The 22507-nt window shown below is 63.5% G+C and carries 21 protein-coding genes; 11 read left to right on the top strand and 10 right to left on the bottom strand.

All coding sequences use genetic code 11. The annotated features are described in order from the left end of the window. Window positions 1-3: 3 nt before the first annotated feature. From ASD64_RS08630 to ASD64_RS08640, 3 genes are all read right to left on the bottom strand, one after another. Complete coding sequence (locus ASD64_RS08630; RefSeq protein WP_056103719.1) at window positions 4-723, bottom strand: MBL fold metallo-hydrolase; 720 nt, start codon at window positions 721-723, stop codon at window positions 4-6. Beyond that, window positions 723-1889: a diphosphate--fructose-6-phosphate 1-phosphotransferase gene (locus tag ASD64_RS08635; protein ID WP_056103722.1), complete on the bottom strand. Its 1167-nt coding sequence runs from the start codon at window positions 1887-1889 to the stop codon at window positions 723-725. The genes ASD64_RS08630 and ASD64_RS08635 overlap by 1 nt, the downstream gene beginning before the upstream one ends. Window positions 1890-1976: 87 nt before the next feature. Continuing rightward, the gene (locus tag ASD64_RS08640) at window positions 1977-2738 is read right to left on the bottom strand and encodes a L,D-transpeptidase (protein WP_082549922.1); all 762 of its coding nucleotides are present in this window, start codon (window positions 2736-2738) and stop codon (window positions 1977-1979) included. Between the two features lie 198 nt (window positions 2739-2936). Here ASD64_RS08640 and ASD64_RS08645 point away from each other — a divergent pair, with 198 nt between their 5' ends. After that, window positions 2937-3560, top strand: coding sequence for a LysE family translocator (locus ASD64_RS08645; protein ID WP_056103727.1), 624 nt, complete (start codon window positions 2937-2939; stop codon window positions 3558-3560). A 10-nt stretch (window positions 3561-3570) separates the two neighbouring features. Here the strand turns inward: ASD64_RS08645 and ASD64_RS08650 are convergent, their stop codons facing one another. After that, the gene (locus ASD64_RS08650) at window positions 3571-3921 is read right to left on the bottom strand and encodes a hypothetical protein (RefSeq protein WP_056104950.1); all 351 of its coding nucleotides are present in this window, start codon (window positions 3919-3921) and stop codon (window positions 3571-3573) included. Between the two features lie 233 nt (window positions 3922-4154). Between ASD64_RS08650 and xylB the strand changes: the two genes are divergently transcribed. The 4 genes from xylB to ASD64_RS08670 all read left to right on the top strand — a co-directional run bounded on the left by xylB (window position 4155) and on the right by ASD64_RS08670 (window position 8113). Then, window positions 4155-5609 carry a xylulokinase gene (gene xylB, locus ASD64_RS08655; RefSeq protein ID WP_056103730.1) on the top strand — a complete coding sequence of 485 codons (1455 nt, stop codon included), beginning with the start codon at window positions 4155-4157 and terminating at the stop codon, window positions 5607-5609. Then, window positions 5606-6931, top strand: coding sequence for a xylose isomerase (gene xylA, locus ASD64_RS08660; protein WP_056103733.1), 1326 nt, complete (start codon window positions 5606-5608; stop codon window positions 6929-6931). Before xylB ends, xylA begins: the two co-directional genes overlap by 4 nt. A gap of 142 nt (window positions 6932-7073) precedes the next feature. Continuing rightward, complete coding sequence (locus tag ASD64_RS08665; protein ID WP_056103736.1) at window positions 7074-7283, top strand: hypothetical protein; 210 nt, start codon at window positions 7074-7076, stop codon at window positions 7281-7283. Window positions 7284-7342: 59 nt separating this feature from the next. Next, complete coding sequence (locus ASD64_RS08670) at window positions 7343-8113, top strand: TIGR01458 family HAD-type hydrolase (protein ID WP_056103739.1); 771 nt, start codon at window positions 7343-7345, stop codon at window positions 8111-8113. Window positions 8114-8117: 4 nt separating this feature from the next. Here ASD64_RS08670 and ASD64_RS08675 read toward each other — a convergent pair whose 3' ends face one another. After that, window positions 8118-9098, bottom strand: coding sequence for a GlxA family transcriptional regulator (locus ASD64_RS08675; RefSeq protein WP_056104952.1), 981 nt, complete (start codon window positions 9096-9098; stop codon window positions 8118-8120). Between the two features lie 73 nt (window positions 9099-9171). On the opposite strand from ASD64_RS08675, the gene ASD64_RS08680 reads away from it, so the two are divergent. The 6 genes from ASD64_RS08680 (at window position 9172) to ASD64_RS08705 (ending at window position 16396) form a co-directional block, all read left to right on the top strand. Next, the gene (locus ASD64_RS08680; protein WP_056103741.1) at window positions 9172-10089 is read left to right on the top strand and encodes a 3-keto-5-aminohexanoate cleavage protein; all 918 of its coding nucleotides are present in this window, start codon (window positions 9172-9174) and stop codon (window positions 10087-10089) included. 183 nt (window positions 10090-10272) lie between these two features. Continuing rightward, window positions 10273-11340 (top strand): carnitine 3-dehydrogenase, encoded by a 1068-nt coding sequence (locus tag ASD64_RS08685; protein WP_056103743.1) that lies wholly within the window; start codon window positions 10273-10275, stop codon window positions 11338-11340. Between the two features lie 3 nt (window positions 11341-11343). Next, complete coding sequence (locus ASD64_RS08690; protein WP_056103746.1) at window positions 11344-12507, top strand: acyl-CoA dehydrogenase family protein; 1164 nt, start codon at window positions 11344-11346, stop codon at window positions 12505-12507. Window positions 12508-12509: 2 nt separating this feature from the next. Continuing rightward, window positions 12510-14645 carry an acetate--CoA ligase family protein gene (locus ASD64_RS08695; protein WP_056104953.1) on the top strand — a complete coding sequence of 712 codons (2136 nt, stop codon included), beginning with the start codon at window positions 12510-12512 and terminating at the stop codon, window positions 14643-14645. Next, complete coding sequence (locus tag ASD64_RS08700) at window positions 14642-15424, top strand: carnitinyl-CoA dehydratase (protein WP_056103749.1); 783 nt, start codon at window positions 14642-14644, stop codon at window positions 15422-15424. Before ASD64_RS08695 ends, ASD64_RS08700 begins: the two co-directional genes overlap by 4 nt. 30 nt (window positions 15425-15454) lie before the next feature. After that, the gene (locus ASD64_RS08705) at window positions 15455-16396 is read left to right on the top strand and encodes an alpha/beta hydrolase (protein ID WP_056103752.1); all 942 of its coding nucleotides are present in this window, start codon (window positions 15455-15457) and stop codon (window positions 16394-16396) included. 3 nt (window positions 16397-16399) lie between these two features. On the opposite strand, the gene ASD64_RS08710 is transcribed toward ASD64_RS08705, so the two are convergent. Genes ASD64_RS08710 through ASD64_RS08730 form a run of 5 tightly spaced genes read right to left on the bottom strand, consistent with a single transcriptional unit; the run spans window position 16400 to window position 22290 of the window. Next, window positions 16400-17239, bottom strand: coding sequence for an alkaline phosphatase family protein (locus tag ASD64_RS08710; RefSeq protein ID WP_056103754.1), 840 nt, complete (start codon window positions 17237-17239; stop codon window positions 16400-16402). Window positions 17240-17242: 3 nt separating this feature from the next. Beyond that, entirely contained in the window at window positions 17243-18892 is a 1650-nt protein-coding gene (locus ASD64_RS08715; RefSeq protein WP_056104955.1) for an ABC transporter ATP-binding protein, read from the bottom strand. Continuing rightward, window positions 18885-19715 carry an ABC transporter permease gene (locus ASD64_RS08720; RefSeq protein ID WP_056103758.1) on the bottom strand — a complete coding sequence of 277 codons (831 nt, stop codon included), beginning with the start codon at window positions 19713-19715 and terminating at the stop codon, window positions 18885-18887. Before ASD64_RS08720 ends, ASD64_RS08715 begins: the two co-directional genes overlap by 8 nt. Window positions 19716-19724: 9 nt before the next feature. Further along, the gene (locus tag ASD64_RS08725; RefSeq protein WP_056103762.1) at window positions 19725-20684 is read right to left on the bottom strand and encodes an ABC transporter permease; all 960 of its coding nucleotides are present in this window, start codon (window positions 20682-20684) and stop codon (window positions 19725-19727) included. Between the two features lie 16 nt (window positions 20685-20700). After that, on the bottom strand, window positions 20701-22290 hold the full coding sequence (locus tag ASD64_RS08730) for an ABC transporter substrate-binding protein (protein ID WP_056103765.1): 1590 nt from the start codon (window positions 22288-22290) through the stop codon (window positions 20701-20703). Window positions 22291-22507: the final 217 nt, after the last annotated feature.

The following is a 22507-nucleotide window of genomic DNA, read 5'->3' on the forward strand; positions in this document are numbered from 1 at the left end:
CCGCTACAGATCGGCAGTATCCTTGAGATAGTTTGCCGCGATTTCGCGCATGCGGTCGCGAGAGAAGCTTGGCCCGTGGCCGCCATGGCCGATGCGGATCGGCAGGTCGAGCAAACGCTGCATGGTGTGGCGATAGGCGGCGCGGTCCGAATCCGGCAAATCGTCGATCAGCGTGTCGTCGTAGACGGCGTCGCCGCTGAACAAGGTGCCGTCGGCCTCGTCGAACAGGGCGATGGAGTCCGGCGAGTGGCCTGGAAGGTGCAGCACCTTGAATTGGCGCTTGCCGAGATCGACCACGTCGCCTTCGCTGAGAGTTCGGTTCAGCGGTGCCGGCCTGATTGCATAGTCCGCCGCGCTCCAGCCCGGTTTCGGCAGTTCGGAGACGGCGTCCGCCATGGCGCGGAACATGTGCGCGTAGGTCGCGCCGTCGCTCATCCGTGCGAATTCGGCGGCGCTGCAGGCAGGCCCGGCGCGATACGCAAACTCGTGCAGCGAGCCGACATGGTCGAGATGGATGTGGGTGGCGACGACGATCAGCGGCTTGCCGCGAGGCGTCGGGATTTCCGGTGCGAGCGCACAGATGCCCATGCCGGTATCGATGAGCAGGTCGGCGTCGCGGCCTGCGACATGCCAGATGTTGGCGCGCATATAGGCATTGACGTAGGGCTCGGTCAGATGCGTGGTGACGGCATCGACCTTGCGCCTGGAAAACCAGTTTCGCATCAGACGAATGGCCGCCCGATCTGGTACTTTGCCGGGATCAGGCGCTTCAGGTAATCGTAGGCGGGTGCGGCAAGCTGGTGGACGTCGGGCTGCATGAAGTCGTCCGGCATGTGGCGGGTCTTGCCGGCGACGTGGTCGAGCGGCACCTTTTTCAGCACGGTCTGGCGACCGTCGAATTGCAGCGCGACCGAGCCGCCGCCTTCGCCCGCGACCATTGCCGCGAATGCGCCGGCCTTGAAGGCTTCTTCGCTGTCTACCGGATTGATGGCCCCGACATAGCCGCGCGGCATGTAGCCGAGCGCATCGACGCGGGCGCGTTTGCCGGGCAGGTGCGTTGCCAGCGCCTGTTCGAGCGCGGCGGTGAGGTCGCTGCCGGAAAGCTTGACGTTACCATGCGCGTCGCGCTCCAGCCTGTCGGGCGGCACGAGGCTTTCGACAAGCGCCTTGCCGTCTGCCGTGGAAACGCCTTCCGAAACCGCGACGATGCAGCGCCGGTGACGGTCGAGCGTGGCGCGCACGTCGTCGACGAAGCGGGACACCTCGAAGGCGCGCTCCGGCACATAGACAAGGTGCGGGCCGCTGTCTTCGTCCGCGCGCCACGCTGCCGCAGCGGCGGTGAGGAAGCCGGCGTGGCGGCCCATGACGATGCCGACATAGATGCCGGGGAGCGCCCGGAAATCGAGATCGACCGACAGGAAGGCGCCGGCGACGAACTCTGCCGCCGAGATGAAGCCCGGCGTGTGGTCGTTTTCCTCGAGATCGTTGTCGATGGTCTTGGGCGCATGTACGAAGGCCATGCCGCCGCCGGCTGCATCGGTCAGGATCTGCTGGGTGCCGGCGGTGTCGTTGCCGCCGATATAGATGAAGGCATCGGCGCCGGCCTTGCGCAACCCTTTGAGGATCACCTCGCAATAGGCCGCGTCCGGCTTGTCGCGGGTCGAGCCGAGTGCGGCGGAGGGGGTTCGCCCGATGAGGCGCAACTGGGCCTCGGGCATGTCGCTCAGATCGACATAATCGCCGTCGCGAATGCCGCGCACGCCGTGGCGCGAGCCGAGCACATGCGCGCCGGGGTGCCGCTTGCGGATTTCGAGCACGGCGCCCACCAGGGTCTGGTTGATGACGGCGGTGGGCCCACCGCCTTGTGCGATGACGAATGTCTCGGACATCGATCAAGTCTCCGGCGTGATCGCCTGCACAATCGCGCTTCCGGGTTGGCTGCGCAACACCAATTAAATCGGTTGAATATTTTTATTTCAGGCGACGACGACCGGGTTCTTTTTCGACACGCGGCTGTAGAGGTCGATGATGTCCTGATTGATCAGCCGCACGCAGCCAGACGACATCGCCTTGCCGATGCTCCACCATTCCGGCGAGCCGTGGATGCGGTAGCCTGTGTCCTGATTGTTCTGGTAGATGTAGAGGGCGCGGGCGCCAAGCGGGTTGTCGAGTCCGCCGGGTTGGCCGCCTTGCCACTTCACCAGTTCCGGCTTGCGGGCGATCATTTCGCGCGGCGGCGTCCATGTGGGCCATTCGCGTCCGTACTGGATGTTGGCGCGGCCCGACCAGCGGAAACCGTCCTTGCCGACGCCTACACCATAGCGGATCGCTTCGCCATCCGGCTGGACGAGGTAGAGGAACCGCTCCTGGGTATGCACGACAAGCGTGCCGGGCGCCTCGCCGGTCGGATCGACGACGATCTGGCGGCGGAATTTGGGATCGACCTTAAGATAAGGGACCTCCGGCACGGCAAAGCCGCCGTCGGTCAACCCGGCATACATGACCTCGGGGCTGGTAATCTGCTTGTCGACGCTGATGGCCGGCCTGAGCGAGCGGATCGAGCCGGTCGTCGTGCTGTCGAGTTCCAGTGCGGGGAATTCCATCGAGGTACAGCCGCTGGCCGCCAGCAAGGCGGTGGCGCCGATACCGCGAAGGACCGCGCGGCGAGCAACCGGCGTTTCGCGGACATCGGGCGCGTCGAACAGGGGATAAGGCAGCTTGTTCTGCAACTCGGACATCTACGCTTTACCTTGCAGGATTGCCGCAACCGGAGGGCGGCCATTGAGCGGTATTTTCGGCAGACATGGTTTACAAAACATGAAAGTCCCCGGCTTAACTGCGCCGGTGGCGCGCGCGATTACCGCACGGGGTTAGCGGTGGGTCTTTACAGGAGACGGAAGGCAGGGATTTATCCTTCCTCTTGAACGGAGAGAACGATGTCTTTCGAAGCCTGGCTCGCCTTCACCGCCGCCTCGATGGTCCTTCTGGTCATTCCCGGCCCGACCATCCTGCTTGTCGTTTCCTATGCGCTCGGCCAGGGTTGGCGTACCGCCTTGCCGATGTCGGTCGGCGTGGCACTGGGCGACTTCACCGCCATGACGCTGTCGATGCTGGGGATCGGCGCGCTTTTGGCTGCATCGGCGAGCGTATTCACGGTGCTGAAGGTGATTGGCGCTGCCTATCTTGTCTATCTCGGCATCAAGCTGTTCCGCGCCGGTGGAACGCTCAACGCCGAACCGCGAACCGATGCCGTCTCGTCAGCAAGGATGATGGCCCACGCTTGGCTGGTCACGGCGCTGAACCCCAAGAGCATCACCTTTTTCGTGGCGTTCCTGCCGCAGTTCATCGACCGCCACACGGATTTCGTGACACAGATGATGATTTTCGAAAGCACGTTCCTGGCGCTGGCCTTCGCCAATGCCTTTGGCTACGCGCTGGTCGCTTCAAGGGCGCGCAGCCTGGTGAGCAATCCGAGGGCGATCCGCATCTTCAACCGTGCCGGCGGTTCGCTTCTCATCGGGGCCGGCGTCGCCACCATGGCCGTTCGCTCGGGTTCTTGAGGCGAGGTCGTCAGCCGACCAGCTTGGCGATCTTCGAGACTTCGAAGAAGTCGAACAGGATTGCCAGGGCAACGCCGCCACTGGTCAACAGCAGCCCGACCATGAAAATGCGGTTGGCCCGCTCGAAGCGCTGCTTCATCAGGCATTGATGCTTGAGAAGGTCGGAGAGCGCCTTGATCTGAAGGGCGATGCCGACAAGGATCGGCAGCAGCGCGAAGCCGTCCTCGGGCTGCCACGGTATGGGGTTGGCCGCCCAATGAGTAACGAAGCCGAGCGAGAAAGCCAGCACGATGCCGACCACGGTGAGCGTGCCATTGCGGAAAATCGTCTCGACCAGTTCGTCGGGTTTTTCAGGCTGCATTTGCATACTCAACATCGACGCCGCGCCGCTGTCAAACGGTGCCGCGCAGCCGTTCCCAGCCGTAGAATTCGGGTCGGTAAATATTTTTTACGGGTATCGAAAAAAATCACTTCAAGGGGCGCGATTTTTTGATATGACAGAGTGGCGAGGTGGGAGGCATTGGCGCAGACGCACCGCGCGGCCTTTGGAATTGGTCCGGCATCGGCCCGCTTACCGTGTTCGGGAGGACGTCCATGTATCTCGGCCTGGATCTTGGCACGTCTGGCGTGAAGGCCCTGCTGATCGATGCCGAACAGAAGGTGGTCGGCTCCGGCCACGCTTCGCTCGATGTGTCGCGGCCGCATCATGGCTGGTCCGAGCAGAGCCCCGCCGACTGGATCGCCGCCTGCGAACAAGCCATTGAAGACCTGAAGGCCGCGCACCCGAAGCAACTCGCCGCCGTCAAGGGCATCGGCCTTTCCGGGCAGATGCACGGCGCAACGCTGCTCGACGCCTCGGACAAGGTTCTGCGGCCTTGCATTCTGTGGAACGATACGCGCAGCCATGCCGAGGCAGCCAGGCTCGATGCCGACCCGCGTTTCCGCAAGATCACCGGCAACATCGTCTTTCCAGGCTTTACCGCGCCAAAGCTCGTCTGGGTCAGAAACAACGAGCCGGACGTCTTTGCTAGGGTCGCCAAGGTGCTGCTGCCGAAGGACTATCTGCGGCTCTGGCTGTCGGGCGAACACATATCCGAGATGTCGGATTCGGCGGGAACCGCGTGGCTCGATGTCCAGCAAAGACGCTGGTCCAGTGCGTTGCTTGAGGCGACGGAGCTTGACGAAAAGCACATGCCGGCCCTGGTCGAGGGCACCGAACGGGCAGGGGTGCTGCGCGCCGAACTGGCGGCGAAATGGGGCATGAAGGCCGGCATTCCGATTGCCGGCGGGGCCGGCGACAATGCCGCCTCGGCCTGCGGCATGGGAACGGTCGGCGAAGGGCACGCCTTCGTGTCGCTCGGCACATCGGGCGTACTGTTTGCCGCCAATGGCGCCTATCTGCCCAGCCCCGAAAGTGCCGTGCATACGTTCTGCCATGCGCTGCCGGCCACATGGCACCAGATGGGCGTCATCCTGTCGGCGACGGATTCGCTGAACTGGCTTTCGGAGATCAGCGGCAAGGATGCGGCGCATCTCACCACGGAACTGGGCGACAAGTTGAAGGCGCCGACCGGCGTGACGTTCCTGCCTTATTTGTCCGGCGAGCGCACGCCGCACAACGACGCTGCCATCAGGGGCGCCTTCATCGGGCTTGCGCATGAATCGAGCCGTGCGGCGCTGACGCAAGCTGTTCTGGAAGGCGTTGCCTTCGCCTTCCGCGACAGCCTCGAAGCCTTGAACAAGGCCGGCACGAAACTCGATCGCGTAACCGCAATCGGCGGTGGTTCGCGCTCGCGCTACTGGCTGAAGGCGATAGCGACGGCACTTGGCATTCCGGTCGATGTGCCGGCGGACGGCGACTTCGGCGCGGCTTTCGGGGCGGCGCGGCTGGGGTTGATCGCCGCCAACGACGCCGATCCGCACGCCATCTGCACGCCGCCGCCCACGGCTGAAACCATCGAACCCGATACGGCCCTGGCCGGCGGCTTTGCCGATGCCTACCAGCGCTATCGGGCGCTTTATCCTGCTATCAAGGGAGTTCAAGCATGAGCACCGGGTTCTTCGGCGACATCAAGAAGATCAAATACGAAGGACCGGATTCGACCAATCCGCTGGCCTATCGCTTCTACAATCCCGACGAGATCGTCGCCGGCAAGCGGCTGGAAGACCATTTGCGTTTCGCCGTTGCCTATTGGCATTCCTTCGCCTGGCCGGGCGGCGACCCGTTCGGCGGCCAGACTTTTGAGCGGCCGTGGTTCCCAAAGGGGGGCGAAGATGACGATATGGACAAGGCGCGGCTGAAAGCCGATGTCGCCTTCGAAATGTTCTCTCTATTGGGTGCGCCCTATTACTGTTTCCATGACGCGGATGTGCGGCCTGAAGGCAGGGACTTCTCCGAGAGCGCTGCAAATCTTGACGAGATCGTCGACATCTTCGAGACAAAGCAGAAGGAGACGGGCGTCAAGCTTTTGTGGGGCACGGCAAACCTGTTCTCCAATCGCCGTTACATGGCGGGTGCAGCGACCAATCCCGATCCGGATGTGTTTGCCTATGCGGCTGCCACGGTGAAGACATGCCTCGATGTCACCAAGCGCCTCAAGGGCGAGAACTATGTGCTGTGGGGCGGGCGCGAGGGCTACGAGACGCTGCTCAACACCGATATTGGGCGCGAGCAGGAACAGGCAGGCCGCTTCCTGTCCATGGTCGTCGATTACAAGCACAAGATTGGTTTCAAGGGCACGATCCTGATCGAGCCGAAGCCGCAGGAGCCGACCAAGCACCAGTACGACTACGATGTTGCCACCGTCTACGGCTTCCTCAAGAGGTTCGGGCTGGAGAAGGAGGTCAAGGTCAATATCGAGCAGGGCCACGCCATTCTCGCCGGCCATTCCTTCGAGCATGAACTGGCGATGGCCAACGCGCTTGGCATTTTCGGTTCCATCGATATGAACCGCAACGACTACCAGTCCGGCTGGGATACCGACCAGTTTCCCAACAACGTGCCGGAAATGGCGCTGGCCTACTATCATGTCCTGCTGGGCGGCGGCTTCAAGAGCGGCGGCACCAATTTCGACGCCAAGCTGCGCCGCCAGTCGCTCGACCCGCAGGATCTGTTGATCGCCCATATCGGCGGCATGGATTGCTGTGCGCGCGGCCTGAAGGCGGCGGCCAGGATGATCGAGGACAAGGCGCTGTCCGGCCCGCTGGAGGAGCGCTATGCCGGCTGGAAATCCGCCGAAGCGAAGGCGATGCTGTCAGGCAAGCACACGCTGGAGGAGATTGCCGAGCGCGTGGTCAAGAACAAGATCGAGCCGCAGCCGAAGTCCGGGCGGCAGGAATATCTGGAAAACATCGTCAACCGCTACGTATAGAGCAGCACCTCGAACCGAGATCGCGGCGACGGAAAGGCGCAAATTGTCGTCGTTGCCCAGATGCTGCCTTGATGTCTTCATGAGGCCGTCACGGGCGGCCTCTATATCGGCATCGTAACAAGCTCAAAGGAGGCGAACCGATATGCAGAACGAACGCGAAATCGACGCTCTTCTGTCGAACGAAGCCTGCGATTCCATTATCGACCGGCTGATGACCTTGCCACGCCCGCCGGACGGGGGGCAGGCTGGCGGCGAGTGGGACCGCGCGGTCGCAAGCCGCTTCGAGGCCCGCCTTGCACGCCGATTGCGCACGCTGCTCGACCCAGGCGACAGCGATCTCCACGCTGCCTGAGCCCTCCACATCCTTTCGAACGGTTTGACGAATGGTCGGCCGTTCGTCATCCTTCACCGATGCTGCGCGGCGTACTTCTGGACCTGGCCGGTGTGGTTTATGACGGCGACACCCGGATACCGGGTGCCGCCGGCGCGATCCGGCGTTTGCGGGCCGCGGGGCTGGCGGTTCGTTTCGTTAGCAACACGACCCGTTCGCCGCGGCAAACGCTGGTCGAGCAGCTTGCCGGGTTCGGCATCGGGGTTGCCGGCCACGAATTGATCACACCGGCGGCGGCGGCCATCGCCTGGCTGAGGCTGAACAAGCGCACGCCGCTGTTTGTAGTCCATCCGAAGCTGAGGCCGGAGTTCGAAGGTCTGCCCTTTGCAGGCAAGCCGGCGGTCGTCGTCGGCGATGCCGGTGAAACCTTCGACTACGCGGTGCTCAACGAAGCGTTCCGGCAGTTGATGGCGGGCGCCGATCTCGTCGCGCTTGCCAACAACCGCATGTTCAAGGATCGCGACGGATTGCCCAGCATGGATGCCGGGGCCTTCGTGGCGGCTCTGGAGTTCGCCAGCGGTGTGAAGGCAACGGTGATCGGCAAGCCGGCTTCGGCGTTCTTCCAGGCGGCGTTGCGGGATATGGGGTGCGCGGCGCCCGAGGTGGCGATGGTCGGCGACGATGCCGAAAGCGATGTGGCGGGCGCCTTGAGCGCCGGTCTTGGTGCAGCGCTGCTGGTGCGGACCGGCAAATACCGGCCGGGAGACGAGGCGCGCTTCGATCCGCCGCCGACGGCCGTGGTCAAAGATCTCGCAGCGGCGGCGGACTGGCTGCTGTCCGACCGTGCCTGAGCGTCTAGTTTCTCCTGAACTGCGAGGGCGCCTTGCCGAAACTGTTGGAAAACGCCCGTGAAAATGTCGCGGCGGAGGAGAAGCCGGTTCGCGCCGCGACATCGGCCAGCGGCACACGTGTGTCCACCACCAGCCGCCGCGCCGCGTTGAGCCGGAGCCTGAGATAATAGGCGCCCGGTGTTTCACCGATTGATTTGCTGAAGATGTTTTCGAGCGTGCGGGGGGTCACGCCGGCCCGGCGTGCTACCGTGGCGACCGGCAGCGGCTGGTCGACATGCGCTTCCATCAGCCGGATCGATTGCGCCAGCCTGGGGTCGTAGCCGTCGAGACGGCCGAGCGACACCAGCGGCTGCGCGTCGGTCGATGCCCGCGACTGGTCGTAGATGAACACGCTTGCCACATCTAGCGCCACAGCCATGCCGAGGCGCGAGCGGATCAGGTGCAGCATCAGGTCGAAGGTGGGCGCAGCACCCCCGCTGGTGAACACGGGACCGTCGATGACGTAGCGGTCGGGACGCACGTCGGTGCCCGGAAAGGCGGCGGAAAAGTCCTCCATGTCTTCCCAGTGCGTGGTGGCGGCGCGGCCTTCGAGCAGGCCGGCACGGCCGACCAGCCAGGTTCCGGCCTCGACGCCGCCGACAGCCCGTGCGGAGCGTGCCGCCTGGCGCAGCCCGGCAAGCAGGACTGCCGTGGCATAGTTCTGCGTGCCGAAGCCGGCGATGACGACCACCATGTCGGCGACGTCGCGTGCGTCGAAACGGCCGCTGACCGCCACCGGCAGCCCACAGGTGGTGACGGCCGGTTCTCCGGTCATCGACACCAGTTTGAAGTCGAACAGCGTTTCCCCCGAGATGCGGTTTGCCGCGCGCAATGGATCGATGGCCGAGGCCACGCACATGATGGACGAGCCGGAGAAAACCAGAAACGTTACCTTGAGCGGTGTGTGTTCGGCATGGAAGATGGTCGGTTTTTCGCTTTTTGCCATTCTGTATTCGTAAATCGCGAAGCAGACGGCTGCAAGGGGCGCGATGATGGCTGAGCTTTCAGGGAGGATTGCCATGCCGCTCGAGATGAATCGCGAGGTCTTCATCACCTGTGCCGTCACCGGATCGGGCGGCACGCAGGACCGCAGCCCGCACGTGCCGCGCTCGCCCAAGCAGATCGCCGACTCGGCCATCGAGGCGGCCAAGGCAGGTGCGGCGGTGGTGCACTGCCACGTGCGCGACCCCGTAACCGGCAAGCCCAGGCGCGACGTGCATCTCTACCGCGAAGTGACGGAACGCATTCGCGCCGCGGACGTCGACGTGGTGCTGAACCTCACCGCCGGCATGGGCGGCGACATGGTGTTCGGCTCGCCGGACAGCCCGCTTCCGCTGAAGGTGGACGGCACGGATATGGCCGGTGCCGCCGAGCGCGTCGAGCATGTGCGTCAGTGCCTGCCCGAGATCTGCACGCTCGACTGCGGCACGATGAATTTCGCCGAGGCCGACTATGTCATGACCAATACGCCCGGCATGCTGCGCGCCATGGGCGCCATGATGACCGAACTCGGCGTCAAGCCGGAGATCGAGGCTTTCGATACCGGGCATCTGTGGTTCGCCAAGCAATTGGTTGCAGAAAAGGTGCTGGAGCCGGATGCGCTGGTGCAGCTTTGCATGGGCGTGCCGTGGGGTGCGCCGGACGATCTCAACACCTTCATGGCCATGGTCAACAACGTGCCGAAGGAGTGGACGTGGTCGGCGTTTTCGCTTGGCCGCAACCAGATGGCCTATGTGGCGGCCGCGGTGCTGGCCGGCGGCAATGTCCGCGTCGGGCTGGAAGACAATTTGTGGCTGGGCAAGGGCGTTCTCGCCACCAACGCGCAACTGGTCGAGCGAGCGGTGACGGTGGTTTCCAATATGGGCGCGCGCGTCATCGGGCCGGAAGAAGTGCGCAAGAAGCTGAACCTCACCAAGCGCGTCCCGTTGACTGCGTAAAGTTCGTTTGGACATGGCTAGAGGCTTGCTCCCCCTCCACCGCCTGCGCCGGTTCCCCTCCCTCGTAGACGGGGGAGGGTCCGCGGTCGCGCCGTTGGCACGATCCAGATATTCCCATGCGAAGCGGGGGAGGTAGGCCGAAGGGCCGGAGGGAGCAATATCGGGGGAAGTGGAGGTATTTCAATGACCATTATCGCAAAGGCTGCCGCCATCGGTGGCGGGGTTATCGGCGCCGGTTGGGTCGCGCGCCTGTTGCTGAACGGCATCGACGTTTCGATCTTCGATCCCGATCCGGAAGCGTCCCGCAAGGTCTCGGAAGTGATGAAGGGCGCGCGCCGCGCCTACAAACAGATGCTGCCCGACGGCCTGCCCAAGGAAGGCAAGCTGACCTTCGCCAAGACCATCGCGGAAGCCGTGGCCGACGCAGATTTCATCCAGGAAAGCGTGCCGGAACGGCTTGACCTCAAGCACAAGGTGCTGGCCGAGATCGACTTGCACGCGCCGGCCAACGCCATCATCGGCTCGTCCACCTCCGGCATCAAGCCCACCGACATGCAGGTGGCGATGAAGAAGCATCCCGAGCGGCTGGTCGTCGGCCATCCGTTCAACCCGGTCTACCTGTTGCCGCTGGTCGAGATCGTCGGCGGCGAGCAGACGTTCCCCGAGGCCATCGAGGTCGCCAAGGAAATCTATGCCTCGATCGGCATGAAGCCGGTGGTGATCCGCAAGGAGATAGAGGCTTTCGTCGGCGACCGTTTGCTCGAGGCGGCATGGCGCGAGGCGCTGTGGCTGATCAAGGACGGCATCTGCACGGTCGAGGAACTGGACGACATCATGCGCTACGGCTTCGGCCTGCGCTGGGCGCAGATGGGCATGTTCCAGGTCTACCGCGTGGCCGGCGGCGAGGCCGGCATGCGCCACTTCATGGCGCAGTTCGGGCCGTGCCTGAAATGGCCGTGGACCAAGCTGATGGACGTGCCGGAGTTCAACGACGAACTGGTCGACCTGATCGCCACACAGTCGGACGAGCAGTCGGACAAATGGTCGATCCGCGAGTTGGAAAAGATCCGCGACGACAATCTGGTGGCGATCATGGATGCGCTGTCGAAGCAGAACAAGGGCAAGGGCTGGGGCGCCGGCGCGCTCCACAAGGACTACACCAAGCAACTCGCCAAGCAGGCGGCGAAGCCACGCACCTCCAAGGCCGCCACAAAGGCAAAAGCCGAGAAGCTGAAAAAGAAAAAGGGCTGAGCCATGGATTTTGGCCTTTCGGAAGAACAACAACTCATCGTCGACACCACGCGCGCCTTTGTCGAGAACGAGCTTTACCCGCATGAGCGCGAGGTGGAGCGCACCGGCAAGCTCGAAATGGACCTCATCAAGGAACTGCAGGCCAAGGCGATTGCCGCCGGCCTTTACGCTGCCAACATGCCGGCGGACGTGGGCGGTGCCGGCCTCGATACGTTGACCTGGCTGCTCTACGAAAAGGAACTTGGCCGCGCCAACTACGCGCTGCACTGGACCTGCGTGGCGCGGCCTTCCAACATCCTGCTGGCCGGCACCGACGAGCAGAAGGAGAAATATCTCTATCCCTGCATTCGCGGCGAAAAGTGGGATTGCCTTGCCATGACCGAGCCGGGCGCGGGCTCCGATCTGCGCGGCATGAAGGCGAGCGCGGTGCAGGACGGCGACGATTTCGTCCTCAACGGCACCAAGCATTTCATCTCCCATGCCGACATCGCCGATTTCGCCATCTGCTTCATGGCCACCGGCGAGGAAGAAACGTCTCGCGGCAAGCGCAAGAAGATCACGGCGTTCTTCGTCGACAAGGGCACCAAGGGCTTCACCGTGCGCGACGGCTATCGCAACGTTTCGCATCGCGGTTACACCAACGCCATCCTCGAATTCGATGACTGCCGCTTGCCCGCGAGTCAGGTGTTGGGTGAGGTCCACAAGGGCTTCGAGGTGGCGAATTCATGGCTGGGCGCGACGAGGCTCCAGGTTGCCTCGACCTGCCTTGGCCGTGCCGAGCGCGCGCTTGGCCACGCCATCGAATATGCCGCGCAGCGTCAGCAATTCGGCCAGCAGATCGGCAAGTTCCAGGGCGTATCCTTCAAGCTCGCCGACATGGCGATGGAACTGAAGTCGGCAGAACTGCTCACCCGCGAAGCCGGCTGGAAATACGACCAGGGCACGGTCACCGACGAGGACATGGCGATGGCCAAGCTCAAGGCCACCGAGGTGCTGGCCTTCATCGCCGACGAGGCGATCCAGATCCACGGCGGCATGGGATTGATGGACGACCTGCCGCTGGAACGCATCTGGCGCGACGCCCGCGTCGAACGCATCTGGGAAGGCACTTCGGAAATCCAGAGGCACATTATCAGCCGGGCGCTGCTGCGGGCGGTGGGCGGGTGAAAATGCATCGTCTTGACCGGCTGCTTCGCCCGAAATCCATCGCCGTCATCGGCGGCGGGGCGTTCGGCACCAATGTCGTCGAGCAATGCCTGAAGATGAATTACGCAGGCGCGATCTGGCCGGTGCATCCAAGCCGGCCGGACGTCCGTGGCGTGCCCGCTTTCAAATCGGTTGCCGATCTGCCCGGCGCGCCCGATGCGGCGTTTGTGGCCGTCAATCGCAATCTCACCATCGACATTATCGGCCAGCTTTCCAGGCTGGGCGCAGGCGGCGCGATCTGCTTTGCCGCCGGCTTTCGCGAGACCGGCAACGACGATGCCGACGGCGAGCGCTTGCAGCAGGAACTGGTGGCTGCGGCTGGCGCAATGCCGATCATCGGCCCGAACTGCTATGGCCTCATCAACTACGCCGATGGCGCGCTGTTGTGGCCCGACCAGCACGGCGGCAAGCGGCTGGAGCAAGGCGAGCGCGGCGTGGCGATCATCACCCAATCGTCAAACATCGCCTGCAACCTCACCATGCAGCAGCGCGGCCTGCCGGTCGCCTTCCTGATGACGGCCGGCAACCAGGCGCAGACCGGCCTGTCCGAAATGGCGCTGGGGTTGATCGAGGACGAACGCGTCACCGCCCTTGGCCTGCACATCGAGGGCTTCGATTCCGTCGCCGGCTTCGAGCGCCTTGCCGCCCGCGCGCGTGAACTGAAAAAGCCGATCGTCGCCATGAAGGTCGGCCGCTCGGAACAAGCGCGCGCCGCCACGATTTCGCACACAGCCTCGCTGGCAGGGTCTGACGCAGGCTCGGATGCCTTCCTCAAGCGGCTGGGTATCGCGCGCGTGCATTCGATCCCGTCCTTCCTCGAAACGTTGAAGCTGCTGCACACGGTCGGTCCGCTGCCGGGAAGACGGCTGTCGTCGATGAGTTGTTCGGGCGGCGAAGCGTCGGTGATGGCCGACACCGCCGAGGGGCGCGGGGTCGGTTTCCCGGCGCTTGCCAGCGGCCACAAATCCCGCGTGAAGGAAGCGCTCGGCCCGCTGGTGGCGGTCGCCAATCCGCTCGACTACAACACCTTCATCTGGAACGACGAGCCGGCCATGACGGCGGCATTCGGCGCGTTCGTGTCCGGCAGTTTCGACCTCAACATGCTGGTGCTGGACTTCCCGCGCAACGACCGCTGCTCGGATGCCGACTGGTGGACGGCGGTGAGCGCCTTCGAAGCTGCCTTGAAGGCAAATGATGCGCGCGGCGCCATTGTCGCTTCCATGCTGGAGAATTTGCCTGAAGCGCATGCGATGGACCTGATGAAGCGGGGCGTCGTGCCGCTTCACGGCATCGTCGAGGCGTTCGATGCGGCTGAAGCGGCGGCGTTTATCGGTGCGGCGTGGAAGAGACCGACCCCACTGGCGGTAGGGTCGGTGCGAAGTGACGGGATGGAGCCTCTCTCCACAACACCCCCACCCGCGCCTATGGCGCGACCTCCCCGCAAGGGGGAGGTAGGGGCCAGCGCCACGCTCGATGAGGCCGAAGCCAAGGCGCTGTTGCGCGAGGCGGGCCTTGCCGTGCCCAAGGGCGAGCGTGTCGCCAATGCGGATGAAGCGGTTGCTGTGGCGCGGGAACTTGGCTTTCCGGTTGCGCTGAAGGCGCTGGGCGTCGCTCACAAGTCAGAAGCTGGCGCGGTTAAACTCAACTTGCACAGCGAAGGGGCTGTGCGTTCTGCTGCAACGGCGCTCCTGCCGCTCGGCTCCGGCCTCTATGTCGAACGCATGGTGCAGGGTGGGGTGGCGGAACTGATCGTCGGCTTCACCCGCGATCCGGTGTTCGGCCCGACCATGACGCTGGGCAGCGGCGGCGTGCTGGTGGAATTGCTGCAAGACAGCGCCATGCTGCTTTTGCCGGCTTCGCCAGGCGAGATCGAGGTGGCGTTGCGGTCGCTGAAGCTGTTTCCGTTGCTCGACGGCTATCGCGGTCGCCCGAAGGCCGATATCGCGGTCGCCGTCGAGGCGGTTGCGGCCATTGCCGCCTTCGTTTCCGAGCGGGCGGACGGTATCGAGGAACTCGACATCAATCCGCTCATTGTCTGCAGGCAAGGCGAGGGTGTGTGGATCGCCGACGCGCTGCTGGTTTCAAGGGACGCATCATGACCGAAGTTATTTCGACGCGCCGCGAAGGTTCCATCCTGGAAGTCACGCTCGACCGCCCGAAGGCTAACGCCATCGATCTCAATACCTCGCGGTTGATGGGCGAGACCTTCAAGGCGTTCCGCGACGATCCGGACCTGCGTGTCGCCATCGTGAAAACGGCCGGCGAAAAATTCTTTTCGGCCGGCTGGGACTTGAAAGCGGCGGCGGGCGGCGACGCGGTCGATGGCGATTATGGCGTCGGCGGCTTCGCCGGGCTGCAGGAACTGCGCGACTTGAACAAGCCGGTCATCGCCTGCATCAACGGCATGGCGGTCGGCGGCGGCTTTGAACTGGCGCTGTCCTGCGACCTCATCTACGCCTCCGACCATTCGTCGTTTGCGCTGCCGGAGATCAAGGCCGGCACGCTGGCCGACGCCGCCACGATCAAGCTGCCGAAACGCATTCCCTATCACGTCGCCATGGACCTGTTGCTCACCGGGCGCTGGATGGATGTTCAGGAAGCGCATCGCTGGGGGTTGGTCAACGAGGTGCTGCCCAGGGACAAGCTGGAGGAGCGGGTCTGGGAGATCGCGCGGCTGCTGGCTGGCGGCCCGCCGCTGGTGTTCGCCGCGATCAAGGAAACCGCGCGCATCGCCGAATCGCTGACCTTCCAAGAGGCGATGAACAGGGTCACGCGCCGGCAATTGCCGACGGTCGACATCCTCTACGGTTCGGAGGACAATCTGGAAGGCTTCAAGGCGTTTGCCGAGAAGCGCGACCCGGTGTGGAAGGGGCGGTAAAGGCCCTGGTAGTGATGATGGCGCACGCCGATGACCGATTACAAGAAGCTGATCGACGCGGAAACCTGGGCGTTCATCGACCGGACCAACTCGTATTACCCGCCGGATGCCGTCGATCTCACGATAGCTGAACAGCGCGTTATCTACGACCGCATGTGCCGCGGGTTCTTTGCCGGATACCCCGACAACGTGACGGCGAAAACCAGCGCGATCTCGACACCGACACACGATATCCCGATCCGTATCTATCGGGCGGGTGAGGCCGGCAATGCTGCGGTGGTCCTCTATTTCCACGGCGGCGGTTTCATCCTGGGCGGTCTGGAAAGCCACGACGATGTCTGTGCCGAGTTGTGCGGGCGCACCGGCTTCGAGGTGGTGTCGGTCGACTATCGCCTCTCGCCCGAACACGTGCATCCTGCTCACTTTGACGACGCGATGAGCGCCTTCGAATGGGCGACGAGGGTCTACTCCTGTCCGGTCGTGCTGTGCGGCGACAGCGCGGGAGGCAATCTCGCCGCTGCCGTCAGCCACGCCACGCGCGGCCACAAGGTCAAGCCAGCCGGGCAGGTGCTGGTCTATCCGGCGCTGGGCGGCGACATGTCGCGCGGCTCCTATGTCCGGCACGCCGAAGCGCCGATGCTGACCACCCGCGACGTCCGCTACTACGAACATGTGCGCACGGGCGGTGCCGACCATACCGGCGACATTGCCATGGCCCCGCTGGCCGATGCCAACTTTGCCTACCTGCCGCCAACGGTGATCTTCACCGCCGGATGCGATCCACTGGCGTCGGATGGCGAGGCCTATCGCGATCATGTAGTGGCCGGTGGCGGGCTGGCCTTCTGGTTCGACGAGGCGGGGCTCGTCCACGGCTATTTGAGGGCACGGCACACGGTCGGGCGCGCCCGCGCCAGCTTCACCCGCATCGTCGGTGCCGTGCGCGCGCTGGGGCAAGGCGCGTGGATCTGGTGAGGCTCAAGTCAGGAAGGGTTTGGCCTTCATCGTGGCAGGGACCTTGACGCCGAGCCTCTTCAGCACTGTCGGGGCCAATTGCAACTGGTCGAGTAGGGCGTCGGGCCTTGGTCCTTTCGCCGGGCCGAAATAATAGAGCGCAAAGTCCTGCTGCAATTCGTCATGGCCGCCATGGTGGCCGCGATCGGTCTGGCCGTGGTCGGCGGTGACAATGACCTCATAGCCGGCTTCCAGCCAGCGCGGCAGGAAAGCGGCGAGTTGCGCATCGATGGTGAACAGCGCCTTGTCCATCTCCGCGCAGTCGTGGCCGAAGCGGTGGCCCATCGAATCCAGCGTGCAGGTGTGGAGGATGCCGTAGTCTATGCCGAAACGCTGGGTGAGCATTGTCAGCGTGGCGAACAGGTCGGCGTCGCTCGGCGTCATCTGGTTGATGAGGTTGTAGCCGGTCATGGTGTGGAAGCGGCCATGGTGGATGGGACCGTCGGGCTCGTCATATTCGATGTCGCGGACGAAATCGAAAGGCGCACGGTTGAAAAAGGCCGACCAGAAAGAATGCGTCACCGCTCCCGTCTTGCCGCCGGCCTTGCTCACCTCGGAAAAGATATCCGGCCGCTCGACCCGGAAAACGACTTCGTTGGAAAGGATGCCATGCGCCTGCGGCGCAACGCCGGTATGGATGGAGGCGTAGCAGGAGGCCGAGGTCGAGGGCAGCACCGAGCGCATGCGCCAGACCTGCGCCGCGCCGGACTGTACCCAGCCTTCGAGGTTTCCCATGTAGCGGCGCCAGTTGCGCCATGGCAGGCCGTCTAGAACGATGAGCAGCAGCTTCGTTTTCAAGGCCATGAACTAATTTCCCGCGCTCTCCATGCGCCGGTTCTTGATCGCCTTTTCCAGCCAGCCCATTTCCATTTCGGGCACGGAGGACAGAAGTAGATCGGTGTAGGCGTCAAAGGGAGGCTTCAGCACTTCGGACTTCGGTCCGTAGCGCACCACCTCGCCGCGATACATCACCGCGATCGAATCGGCGATCGACTTCACCGTGGCGAGATCGTGGGTGATGAACAGATAGGCGACGTTTTCTTCCGCCTGCAGGTCGAGCAGCAGCTTGAGGATGCCGTTTGCCACCAGCGGGTCGAGGGCGGATGTCACCTCGTCGCAGATGATGAGCTTGGGCTTGGCCGCCAGCGAACGCGCAATACAGACGCGCTGCTTCTGCCCGCCTGACAACTCGGCCGGATAGCGGTCGTTGAAGCCCTTGCCCATCTCGATCTTGTCGAGCAGTTCGTTGACGCGCGCATCGCGTTCGCGCCCGCGCATGCCGAAATAGAACTCCAGAGGCCTCCCGATGATTGTGCCGACGGTCTGGCGCGGGTTCATGGCCACATCGGCCATCTGGTAGATCATTTGCAACTGCCGCAGATCTTCCTTTGGCCGGTCGGCAAGCCGGTTGGCCAGCGGCCGGCCGTCAAAGGTGATGGAGCCTTGTTCGGGCGGCAGCAGCCCGGTGACGGCGCGCGCCAGTGTCGACTTGCCCGAACCGGATTCGCCGACGACCGCCAGCGTCTGGCCGGGGTAGATGTCGACCGAGACGTTTTTCAGAACCTTGACCTTGCCGCCGCCATAGGCCGCCGTGACGTTCTTGACCGACAGGAACGATGCCGTACCCGGCTTCTTTTCCTCGTGCTCGATCTCGTGCACCGAAACCAGCGCGTTGGTATAGTCCTGCCGCGGCTCCTTGATAATCTGGCGGGTGCCGCCCCATTCGACCAGCCGTCCATGGCGAAGCACCATGATTTCGTCGGACACCTGGGCGACGACGGCAAGATCGTGGGTGATGTAAAGCGCCGCCACCCCCGTCTCGCGGATGGCCACCTTGATCGCCGCCAGCACGTCGATCTGCGTCGTCACGTCGAGCGCAGTGGTCGGCTCGTCGAAGACGATCAGATCGGGCTCGGAGCACAGCGCCATGGCCGTCATCACGCGCTGCAACTGACCGCCGGAAACCTGATGCGGGAAGCGTTCTCCGATATGTTCGGGATCGGGCAGGCTGAGCGCCTTGAACAGCTTGATGGCCCGCTTCTCGGCTTCGGCGCGCGTCGCCCTGCCATGCAAAAGGGTTGCCTCGACAACCTGGTCCATGAGACGGTGGGCTGGGTTGAAGGCGGCGGCCGCCGACTGCGCGACGTAGCATACTTCGTGCCCGCGCAGCTTGCGCAGGCCCTGCTTGCCACCCTTCAATATATCGCGGCCGTTCAGGAGAACCTCGCCGCCGGTGATGCGAACACCGCCGCGTCCATAGCCCATCGACGACAGGCCGATGGTCGATTTTCCGGCCCCCGATTCGCCGATCAGGCCAAGCACCTTGCCCTTTTCCAGCGTCAGCGACACATCGTGAACGATGACGATGTTCTTCGGCGGCTCGCCGGGTGGATAGACCGTCGCCTCGATGCGCAGATTGCGGATGTCGAGCAGGAGGTTGGACTTTTTATCAGCCATTTCCACGTCCCCCCTTGAGGTCGGCCGTGCGGTTGAGAACCCAGTCGGCAACCAGGTTGACTGAGATGGCCAGCATGGCGATCGCGGCAGCCGGGATGAGGGCCGCCCCGATGCCAAAGACGATGCCGTCCTTGTTTTCCTTGACCATGCCGCCCCAGTCGGCGTCCGGCGGCTGGACGCCCAGCCCGAGGAAGGACAGGGCCGACAGGAACAGGATAGCATAGATGAAGCGCAAGCCGAGTTCCGAGATCAGCGGGGAGAGCGCATTGGGCAGGATTTCGCGAAAGATGATCCAACGCATGCCTTCGCCGCGCAGCTTGGCTGCCTCGACGAAGTCCATGACCTCGATATCGACGGCGATGGCGCGCGACAGCCGGTAGACGCGCGTGGAGTCCAGTATGCCCATGACCAGGATCAGCGTGACCAGCGTGGAAGGCAGCACCGACAGCACGACGAGCGCGAAGATCAGCGTCGGGATCGCCATCAAGAGGTCGACGAAACGCGACATCAGCGTGTCGAACCAGCCACCCAGAACCGCCGCGCAAAAGCCCAGCGTAGCGCCCAGCGTAAACGACAGGGCCGTGGCCAGAACCGCGATGAAGATCGTGGTGCGCGCACCGTAGATCATGCGCGACAGAAGATCCCGGCCGAGATTGTCGGTGCCAAGCCAGAATTGATCCGACATGGGCTGCCAGACGTCGCCAACGATTTGTGCATTGCCATAAGGGGCGATCCACGGCGCGAAGACCGCCGCGATGACGAACAGGACCGTCAGGACGATCCCTATCAGTGCCGGAATGGGGATGCGTTTGATGTCCAGCATGGCGCCGCCCTACTTCGGATGTCTGAGGCGCGGATTTGCGACGATGGACGCGATATCCGCAACGATGTTGAGCGCGATGTAGACGGCGGCGAAGATCAGCCCGACGGCCTGAACGACCGGCACGTCGCGTTTGGAGACGTGATCGACGAGATACTGGCCCATCCCGGGATAGACGAAGATGACTTCGACCACGACGACGCCGACGATCAGATAGGCAAGGTTGAGCATCACGACATTGATGATCGGGGCAACCGCGTTGGGCAAAGCGTGCTTGCGGATAATGGAAAACGCCGACAGGCCCTTGAGTTCGGCCGTCTCGACATAGGCCGACTGCATGACGTTGAGGATGGCGGCGCGTGTCATGCGCATCATCTGCGCCAGAACGACCAGCGTCAGCGCCGCCGCCGGCAGCGCGATCGCCTGCATTCGCTCGAGGAACGGCATGCCGTCATAGACGGTGGAGATGCCGGGGAATATCTGCCACTGCACGGCAAAGAAATAGACGAGCAGATAGCCGATGAAGAATTCGGGAAACGAGGTCGAGGCGAGCGCCAGGCCCGAAATCAGCTTGTCGACCCAGCCGTTGCGGTAGCGCACGGCCAGAAGCCCGAGAAGGATCGCCAGCGGCACCGATATGAGCGCGGCGCAGAAGGCAAGAAACAGCGTGTTCCACAGCCGCCCGCCGATCGAGGTGGCGATATCCTGCCCGCTCGAAAGCGCCGTGCCGAGATCGCCGGTCATGACGCCGCCCAGCCATCGGAAGTAACGGATATAGGCCGGATCGTTCAGCCCCAGTTCCGCCCTCAGATTGGCGAGCGATTCCGGCGTGGCCGCCTGGCCCAGGATGGACTGCGCGACATCGCCGGGCAGCACCTGGGTGCCGGCGAAAATCAGGACCGAAACGGCCAGCAGGAGAAGGATGCCCAGCGCAACGCGCTGGGCCACCAGTTTCAGGATGGGTGAGGACATGCGCTCACGGCCGGCCTTAAGCTTCTAGCCAGCAGAGCGACAGCGCGTAGCCGCCGCACATTTCCTGCGCGGGATTGTTCACCCAGCCCTGCACGCCCTTGCCGGAGGCGTCGATATACTGGTTGAAGAACGGAACCAGCAGGCCGCCCTCGTCGCGCATCACCATGGCGATGTCGCGATACATGCCCTTGCGCTTGTCCTGGTCGAGTTCGCCGCGCGCGGTCAACACCATCTTGTCGAAGTCCGGCCGCTTGAAGCGCGTGTCGTTCCAGTCGGCCCCTGAAACATAGGCCGTGGAATACATCTGGTCCTGCGTTGCCCGCCCTCCCCAATAGGAAAGCGAGAAGGGCTGCTTGTTCCAGACTTCCGACCAGTAGCCGTCGCCCGGTTCGCGCTTGATCTCGATCTGGATGCCCGCCTTGGCGCAGCTCTGCTGATAAAGCTGTGCCGCATCGACGGCACCGGGGAAGGCGACGTCGGAAGTGCGCAGCAGGATCGAGCCGGAATGGCCCGACTTCTTGTAGAATTCGGCCGCCTTCTCGGGGTCGAACTTGCGCTGTTCGAGGTCGTCGGGGAACAGCGGATAGGCTTCGTTGACCGGAATGTCGTTGCCGACCTTGCCGTAGCCGCGCAGGATCTTGTCCAGCAGTTCCTCGCGGTCCATGGCCAGCTTCAGCGCCATGCGCAAATCGTTGTTGTCGAAGGGTGCGGTGTCGCAGAACATGTTGAACGGGTAGAAGCCGCGTCCGGAGACGTTCTGGATGGTCACGCCCGGCACGCGCTTGACCAGATCGACGACCTTCGGCTCGACGCGGTTGATCATGTTGACCTGACCGCCCTGTAGGGCTGCGGTGCGTGCGGTCGCGTCGTTGATGACGACGATCTCGATCTGAGCTGCGTGGCCGAGCTTGTCGCCCTGCCAGTAGTTGGCGAACTTTTCGCCGCCATAGCGCACACCCGGCTCGTCGATGGTCACCTTGTAGGGGCCGGCACTGATGCCGGCATTAGGATTGTCCTTGCCGCCATTGGGCTGAATGACCAGATGGTAGTCGGCCATCAGATAGGGGAAGTCGGCGTTCGGGTCTTTCAGCGAGATGACGACCTCGTCGCCGCTGGCCTTCATGCTATCGATGCCCTGCAGGATGCCGAGGGCCGCCGATTTCGACTTTTCGTCGCTGTGGCGCTCAAGCGTGGCGACCACGTCCTCGGCCGAAACGGTCTTGCCGTCGTGGAATTCGATACCTTTGCGGATTTTCATGGTCCAGACTTTGGCGTCGTCAGATGAACCGATGTCTTCGGCGATGCGGTTCTCGAGGCTGCCGTCGGGGTTCAGTTCGACCAGCAACTCGCCCCACGCCTTGCCGAAGGAGAAGTTCACCTGGCTGAGGTTCAGGGCCGGGTCGAGAACGTTGGAGGATTCGCCACCCTGCAGGCCGGCCTTGAGCACACCGCCCTTGACCGGGCCTTCGGCGAGCGCCGCGTCCGAAAGCAGCGTGTTGGCAAAAGCCGCACTCACTCCCAGTGCAGCAGCACGGCCAAGAAAATCGCGCCGGCTAAGTTTTCCGGTCGCGACACGGCGGCTTAGGAATTCGAGTTCATTGGACATGCTGAGGCTCCTCACTCTGTGGTTGGACCTTGTGGTCCGTTTTCTTAGTTATTCATTTGCCTTGAATAATGACGGCAAGGTCAAGCTGGACGCAAGACCGAATGCGACATCGCGTGGCGTAAATCGCATGTCGCGCTTGGACCAATGATTATTCAATCACTGATTGCGTTGAAGGGCAAAGTCGCGGGGTTTGCCGAGATTATCAAGGCTGCTCGTG

Origin of the sequence: Mesorhizobium sp. Root157, assembly GCF_001427385.1 — a bacterium.
Classification (GTDB): domain Bacteria; phylum Pseudomonadota; class Alphaproteobacteria; order Rhizobiales; family Rhizobiaceae; genus Mesorhizobium.

Coding starts and splice junctions, on each gene's coding strand:
- ASD64_RS08630 (WP_056103719.1), bottom strand. CDS start 723: ATGCGAAACTGGTTTTCCAGGCGCAAGGTCGATGCCGTCACCACGCAT.
- ASD64_RS08635 (WP_056103722.1), bottom strand. CDS start 1,889: ATGTCCGAGACATTCGTCATCGCACAAGGCGGTGGGCCCACCGCCGTC.
- ASD64_RS08640 (WP_082549922.1), bottom strand. CDS start 2,738: ATGTCCGAGTTGCAGAACAAGCTGCCTTATCCCCTGTTCGACGCGCCC.
- ASD64_RS08645 (WP_056103727.1), top strand. CDS start 2,937: ATGTCTTTCGAAGCCTGGCTCGCCTTCACCGCCGCCTCGATGGTCCTT.
- ASD64_RS08650 (WP_056104950.1), bottom strand. CDS start 3,921: ATGCAGCCTGAAAAACCCGACGAACTGGTCGAGACGATTTTCCGCAAT.
- xylB (WP_056103730.1), top strand. CDS start 4,155: ATGTATCTCGGCCTGGATCTTGGCACGTCTGGCGTGAAGGCCCTGCTG.
- xylA (WP_056103733.1), top strand. CDS start 5,606: ATGAGCACCGGGTTCTTCGGCGACATCAAGAAGATCAAATACGAAGGA.
- ASD64_RS08665 (WP_056103736.1), top strand. CDS start 7,074: ATGCAGAACGAACGCGAAATCGACGCTCTTCTGTCGAACGAAGCCTGC.
- ASD64_RS08670 (WP_056103739.1), top strand. CDS start 7,343: ATGCTGCGCGGCGTACTTCTGGACCTGGCCGGTGTGGTTTATGACGGC.
- ASD64_RS08675 (WP_056104952.1), bottom strand. CDS start 9,098: ATGGCAAAAAGCGAAAAACCGACCATCTTCCATGCCGAACACACACCG.
- ASD64_RS08680 (WP_056103741.1), top strand. CDS start 9,172: ATGCCGCTCGAGATGAATCGCGAGGTCTTCATCACCTGTGCCGTCACC.
- ASD64_RS08685 (WP_056103743.1), top strand. CDS start 10,273: ATGACCATTATCGCAAAGGCTGCCGCCATCGGTGGCGGGGTTATCGGC.
- ASD64_RS08690 (WP_056103746.1), top strand. CDS start 11,344: ATGGATTTTGGCCTTTCGGAAGAACAACAACTCATCGTCGACACCACG.
- ASD64_RS08695 (WP_056104953.1), top strand. CDS start 12,510: ATGCATCGTCTTGACCGGCTGCTTCGCCCGAAATCCATCGCCGTCATC.
- ASD64_RS08700 (WP_056103749.1), top strand. CDS start 14,642: ATGACCGAAGTTATTTCGACGCGCCGCGAAGGTTCCATCCTGGAAGTC.
- ASD64_RS08705 (WP_056103752.1), top strand. CDS start 15,455: ATGACCGATTACAAGAAGCTGATCGACGCGGAAACCTGGGCGTTCATC.
- ASD64_RS08710 (WP_056103754.1), bottom strand. CDS start 17,239: ATGGCCTTGAAAACGAAGCTGCTGCTCATCGTTCTAGACGGCCTGCCA.
- ASD64_RS08715 (WP_056104955.1), bottom strand. CDS start 18,892: ATGGCTGATAAAAAGTCCAACCTCCTGCTCGACATCCGCAATCTGCGC.
- ASD64_RS08720 (WP_056103758.1), bottom strand. CDS start 19,715: ATGCTGGACATCAAACGCATCCCCATTCCGGCACTGATAGGGATCGTC.
- ASD64_RS08725 (WP_056103762.1), bottom strand. CDS start 20,684: ATGTCCTCACCCATCCTGAAACTGGTGGCCCAGCGCGTTGCGCTGGGC.
- ASD64_RS08730 (WP_056103765.1), bottom strand. CDS start 22,290: ATGTCCAATGAACTCGAATTCCTAAGCCGCCGTGTCGCGACCGGAAAA.